Origin of the sequence: Ancylomarina sp., assembly GCF_041555295.1 — a bacterium.
Classification (GTDB): Bacteria; Bacteroidota; Bacteroidia; order Bacteroidales; family Marinifilaceae; genus Ancylomarina.
In genome coordinates this window covers 1-6,172 of record NZ_JBFFKR010000204.1, presented here as the reverse complement: position 1 = coordinate 6,172, position 6,172 = coordinate 1, and the positions used below count along the sequence as shown (strand labels likewise).

The window sequence follows — 6,172 nt, the reverse complement described above, 5'->3', positions numbered from 1 at the left end:
TTTTCTTGACGCAGTAACTGTGGTACAGGATTCTGGAATTCCTATTGTGGGTGTTAATAGTGGTCGATTAGGTTTCATGGCTGATATTGCTCGTGAAGAAATCCCTGCAGCTATCTCAGATATTTTTGAAGGTAATTATTCAATTGAAGAAAGAACTTTGCTAAAGGTTCAAACAAAGGATAATGGCTTATTTAAGGATTTTAATTATGCTTTAAATGAGTTTACCGTTCACAAGAAAGATTCAGCATCGATGATTACCATTCATACTTATATCGATGGGGAATACTTGAATTCGTATTGGGCTGATGGATTAATAATTGCTACACCTACGGGTTCAACTGCCTATTCTTTGAGTGTTGGCGGTCCTATTTTGATCCCGAATACACAAAATTTTGTAATTTCTCCAATCTCTCCACATAACCTGACGGTGCGCCCTATTGTACTTCCAAATCATCAGGAGATAACTCTAAAAGTTGAAGGCAGAAGTGACAGTTACCTGGCTTCTTTAGATTCCAGATCGGTCAGTTTTGAAGCTTTAAATGAATTAAAAATAAGTAAAGCTGATTTCAAAATAAAGGTGTTGAAATTAAAAACTCATTCCTTCTATAGCACACTTCGGAACAAGCTAATGTGGGGTGTTGATAAGCGTAATTAGCTAGGTTTTAAGGGCTGATGAAAACATTTACAAACCGCGGTTAATTTTTGTTAAGACCCGAGGTTTTTTCAGATTATATGCTACTTTTGTAGCTTATGATTGAATAATATTCGATACTTAGCGCATCTTATGTTCGAATAAGAAGAATTAAGTTATATAAACGAGTTTTTCATGTATAAATTTATTTTAGGGATATTATTCTTTTTTGTTGGTCACTCAGTTTTTGCTCAGAATTCATCTGATGTCGGAATTATTGCAGGAGCCAATTATTATTTGGGAGATATTAACCCTAACAAACATCTTTACTCAAGTTCACCAACGCTAGGCTTCATGTACCGTTATAATATGGGGCCAAGATATGCTTTGAGAACGAGCTTAAGTTTTGGAAATTTAAAAGGTAACGATCTCGACTTTGATAATAAATATCAACAATCAAGAGCAGGATCCTTTGAAACAGAGTTGGTTGATTTTTCCATACAGATGGAATTTAATTTTCAGCCTTTTTTAGTGCCATTGTCAAGTAGGGCAAAACGTTTCTCGCCCTATATCACAAGCGGTCTGTCGTATGTGTCATCTAGTAGTACGACTTCATCATTTGCTATTCCAATGGGAGTCGGTTGTAAATATATAATCGGGAAACGTTGGACAGCTGCTGTCGAGTGGTCTTTTAAAAAGACCTTTACCGATGATTTGGATGGTTTAAGTGATCCGAATAAATTAAATATTGCCAATAAGTTCCACAATGATGATTGGATATCATTTTTAGGTGTAACATTAACATTGCAACTCTTTAACGATCTGCAATGTCATGCATATGATAGAATAGTAAAATAATATATGTCGATTACAGATAAGATCATAAAAGAAAGATTACCTAAGCACATTGCTATTATCATGGATGGTAATGGTAGATGGGCAAAGGAGAGAGGCGAGCATCGTATTGTCGGTCATCAGAATGGTGTGGAAGCTGTTCGACAAACAGTAGAAGCTGCCGCTGAACTTGGTATCTCTTATCTGACGCTCTACGCTTTTTCTACTGAGAATTGGAATCGTCCTAAAGATGAGGTTTTAAGTTTGATGTCATTGCTTGTTGATGCTATCGATCATGAGACACCAACTCTTATGAAGAATAATGTAAGATTAAAAGCAATTGGAGATCTGAGTACTTTACCCGAAGAGGTGAAGTCGAAATTAGATGGAACAATTGAGAAAACTGAAGTTAATACAGGTTTAACTTTGGTATTAGCATTAAGCTATAGTGCTCGATGGGAAATTGTTGATGCAGTAAAGCAAATAGCTCTTAAAACAAAATGTGGAGACCTTTCAATAGATGATATTGATGCATCTTTGTTTGAGAATCATCTTACAACAAAGGGAATACCTGATCCTGAATTGGTAATTCGTACCAGTGGCGAATACCGAATTAGTAATTTTTTGTTGTGGCAAATTGCCTACTCTGAATTCTATTTTGCAAAATTGTTTTGGCCTGATTTTAATAAGGATGAGCTGTGTAAAGCAATTTTGGACTATCAAAATAGAGAAAGACGTTTTGGTAAAATTAGTGAGCAAGTAAATAATAAGTAAGAATTAACTATTCAATTAGATAATGATTAAACGATTAACTTTCCTCTTTTCTCTTCTTATAAGTTTAAGCACTTTAGCACAAGAAGCCGATACTATTTACAATCCTACGGTGGACTATGCTTCGCCAAAAAAATACGAAATTGGTGGTGTCACTGTTTCTGGTATTAAACATCTCGAAAGTGATGTTTTGATACGAATTGCAGGATTAAAAGCTGGTGAACAACTTGAAGTCCCAGGAGAAAAAATCACTAAGGGTATTCAGAAGTTGTATAAGCAAGGCTTATTCTCGGATATTAATGTTACTGCGACTAAACTTATTGGGAAGAAGATTTATTTGAATATTCATCTTCAGGAACGACCACGTCTATCTAGCGTAAACTATGGGGGACTTTCAAAAAGTGAAACAACCAAGCTTAAGGAGAAATTGAAACTTCAGAAGGGGATTCAGGTAACTGATTTCTTACTTAATAATACTGAGATCGTTGTTAAGGACTATTTTAAGGAGAAGGGTTTTTATAATACTGAAGTTAATATTGTCCAGCGCGATGCTACTGATGAAGAGAATAGTGTTATAATTGATATTATTGTTGATAGAAGCAATAAGATAAAAGTTCGAAATATTTTTATTGAAGGAAATAATGCGTTTACTGCGAAGAAAATTAAGAAATTCATCAAGAATACGAAGGAAAAGAAATTAAAGAACTTCCTTAAATCTTCTAAATATATTGAAGAGAAGTGGGCAGAAGATAAAATGACTTTGATCGAGAAGTTTAATGAAAAAGGTTTTCGTGATGCCTTAATTCTATCAGATAGTGTTGTTGAAGTGGCGGATGACCGAGTTGATATTTACTTGAAATATAAAGAAGGGAATCGTTATTACTTTAATGACGTAACATGGGTTGGTAATACCGTTTACAATTCATTCGTTCTTGATCAGGTTCTTAACCTTAAAAAAGGAGATACTTATAATAAAACGCTATTGGATAAGAGGCTAACGATTGAAGATGATGCTGTTAGTAATCTTTATTTAGATAATGGCTATTTATTCTTTAACGCAAATCCTGTTGAAACAGTTGTAGGTACGGACTCAATTAATATCGAAATGCGTATTATTGAGGGAAAGCAAGCTTATATCGATAGAGTAAATATTATTGGGAATACAAAAACGCATGAACATGTTGCTCGAAGAGAGCTTTATACCTATCCAGGCGAATTGTTCAGTAAGAAAGATATTATCCGTTCAGTACGAGAATTAGCTCAGTTAGGTCACTTCGATCCTGAGGCAATAAATCCTGATATTCAACCAAAGCCGGAAAGTGGAAAGGTCGATATTAATTATGAATTAGAAGAAAAAGCTAACGACCAGATTGAGCTTTCAGGAGGTTGGGGAGCAGGGATGGTTATTGGAACAGTTGGTTTGAAGTTCTCAAATTTTTCTATCCGTAATATATTTAATAAAGAAGCTTGGAGTCCACTTCCAACCGGTGATGGGCAAACTTTAAGTATTAAAGCTCAAACCAATGGTTCATATTATAGCTCATACAGTCTTTCATTTGTAGAACCCTGGTTGGGTGGTAAGAAGCCTACCTCATTGAGTACTTCTTTCTATTACTCAAAACAATCTGGATATAGTCGTTCTTATAGCCAATACTATAGTAATAATCAACCTAATACAGATCAACAACAAGAGGTTATGGGGATGAGTGTTGGTTTGGCAAGACGATTAAAGTGGCCAGATGATTATTTCTCATTATACAATGAAGTTAGCTACCAGAATTACCGATTAAAAGATTGGAATTATTATCTAATTCATAACGGAACATCAAATAACTTTAGTTTTACAACAACTTTATCCAGAAGTTCTATTGATAATCCTTTATATACAAGAAGGGGTTCTTCATTTTCATTAAGTATGAAAATTACACCTCCTTATTCTTTATTTGATAATGTAAATTATTCTCGACTAACGAATAGCGATAGAGATCAACAGGAGAAATACAAATGGATTGAATATCATAAGTGGGTATTTAAGGGAAAAATGTTTTCACCAATCTTGAATAAGACTGATAAGTTAGTTTTGTATACAGGAGCAGAGTTTGGTTACTTAGGTCATTACAATAAAGATAAGCGTTCACCTTTCGAAGGTTTTGAAGTCGGGGGTGATGGTATGTCAGGATATTCAATGTATGGTAGTGATAATATTGGACTTCGTGGATATGGTAATGGAACATTAACACCAATTTCTGAAAGTGGACAGCGTCTGGGTGGTAATATTTATTCTAAATTTACAGCTGAAGTTCGTTATCCATTATCTTTAAGTCAATCTGCTACTATTTATGCTTTAGCTTTTGCTGAGGCAGGAAATGCATGGTACGAATTTGAAGATTTCCAGCCATTCAATGTTAAGCGTTCGGCAGGTATTGGTATGAGAATATTCTTGCCAATGTTTGGATTATTGGGAATTGATTGGGCATATGGATTTGATGAGGCAGCTAGACCGGGTGAGAATGGAAGTCAATTCCATTTCGTAATTGGTCAGCAGTTTTAATAAATTTTAACCGGTTAAAATTTATTAAAAGCTTATTTCTTTTAAATTTATAATTAGTAAATTCGATACGTTCAAAAAAAAAGACTTTAATTTCTATTTACAAGATCATTTAATCAAGCAAATATTATGATGAAGTATTGGATATGTGTTTTAAGCTTTTTCCTGTTTAGTGCTTTAAGTCTTAATGCACAACAGCAGAGATATGGATTTGTTGATACATCGTATATACTAGATCATGTGCCAGATTATAAATCTGCGCAAGATCAATTGAATGAATTTTCTGCTAAGTGGCAATCTGAGATCGAAAGTGTTTATCTCGAGATTAAGAATTTACATGCTAAATTACGTAAAGATCAAGTGTTCTTATCACCTGAGTTGAGAACTAAAAAAGAAAAGGAAATTCTAGAAAAAGAGGCTTTGGCTCAAAAATTGCAGAATCAGTATTTCGGGCAGAATGGAGCTCTTTATAAAAAAAGGCAAGATTTAGTTCGACCCATACAAGATGATATTTATGATGCTATTAAAGAAATAGCCAAGGCTGGGAATTATGGAATGATTATTGACAAAGCTAATGGACCAACCATCATCTACAGTAATAATAAATTCGACCTTAGTGATAAGGTACTTTATAAATTAGGAATAAGAGTAAATAAACAATAAAACGATGAATTTGAGTTGAGTAATTTAATTGCTTGTTCAACTTCATATCTAAAAAAGAAACCAAATGAAAAGAATTTTAAAAGTTACTTTGTTAGCCGTAGTGCTTTTGACTAGCGCTAATACTTTTGCTCAGACTCTTAAATTAGGTCATATTGATTCTTCTAAGCTTTTAGCTATCATGCCTGAGAAAGATACGGCACAGAAGCAAATTGAAACAAAAGCTAAAGAATTCGATACGCAGATTAAAGCGATGCAAGCTGAATATCAAATGCTTGTTGAAGCTTACGTTGCTGAAAGAGAGACATTGTCCGATGCTATTCGTGCTGATAGAGAAAAAGCAATTCAAGATTTGCAGAATCGTATGCAAACTTTCGATCAATTCGCACAAAACAAAATTCAAACAACTAGGCAAGAGTTGTTGAAGCCTATTTTCGATAAAGCTTCAAAAGCGATTAAGGAAGTTGGTGAAGAGAATGGATTTACATACGTATTAGACCTTAGTACTGGTGTTGTTTTATTTAATTCAGCTTCTAGTATTGATATTATGCCACTTGTGAAAACAAAATTGGGTATCCAGTAGACACACTTGCTTTGGCAGATGAAAATATTTAAAAGGTAGGCTTAGCGATAAGTTCTACCTTTTTTTGTATCATTAGGTGAGTTTTTTATTAAGTATTTGTAATCTGATGTATAATACCTTAAACGATCTTTCTTCGACAAAACAA

6 protein-coding genes are annotated in these 6,172 nt (G+C 34.0%); all 6 read left to right on the top strand.

The features are described 5' to 3' along the window. Positions 1 to 655 (top strand): NAD kinase (locus ABY905_RS12810; RefSeq protein ID WP_372644489.1); only part of this gene is annotated, 655 nt, incomplete at its 5' end. A 171-nt stretch (positions 656 to 826) separates the two neighbouring features. Further along, positions 827 to 1,489, top strand: a complete 663-nt coding sequence (locus ABY905_RS12805; protein ID WP_372644487.1) for a DUF6089 family protein — start codon at positions 827 to 829, stop codon at positions 1,487 to 1,489. Between the two features lie 3 nt (positions 1,490 to 1,492). Next, positions 1,493 to 2,239 carry an isoprenyl transferase gene (locus tag ABY905_RS12800; RefSeq protein WP_372644485.1) on the top strand — a complete coding sequence of 249 codons (747 nt, stop codon included), beginning with the start codon at positions 1,493 to 1,495 and terminating at the stop codon, positions 2,237 to 2,239. Positions 2,240 to 2,261: 22 nt separating this feature from the next. Continuing rightward, complete coding sequence (gene bamA / locus ABY905_RS12795; protein ID WP_372644483.1) at positions 2,262 to 4,787, top strand: outer membrane protein assembly factor BamA; 2,526 nt, start codon at positions 2,262 to 2,264, stop codon at positions 4,785 to 4,787. Positions 4,788 to 4,913: 126 nt separating this feature from the next. After that, positions 4,914 to 5,447, top strand: coding sequence for an OmpH family outer membrane protein (locus tag ABY905_RS12790; protein WP_372644481.1), 534 nt, complete (start codon positions 4,914 to 4,916; stop codon positions 5,445 to 5,447). A gap of 64 nt (positions 5,448 to 5,511) precedes the next feature. Further along, positions 5,512 to 6,027: an OmpH family outer membrane protein gene (locus ABY905_RS12785; protein WP_372644479.1), complete on the top strand. Its 516-nt coding sequence runs from the start codon at positions 5,512 to 5,514 to the stop codon at positions 6,025 to 6,027. The last annotated feature ends 145 nt before the right edge of the window (positions 6,028 to 6,172 follow it).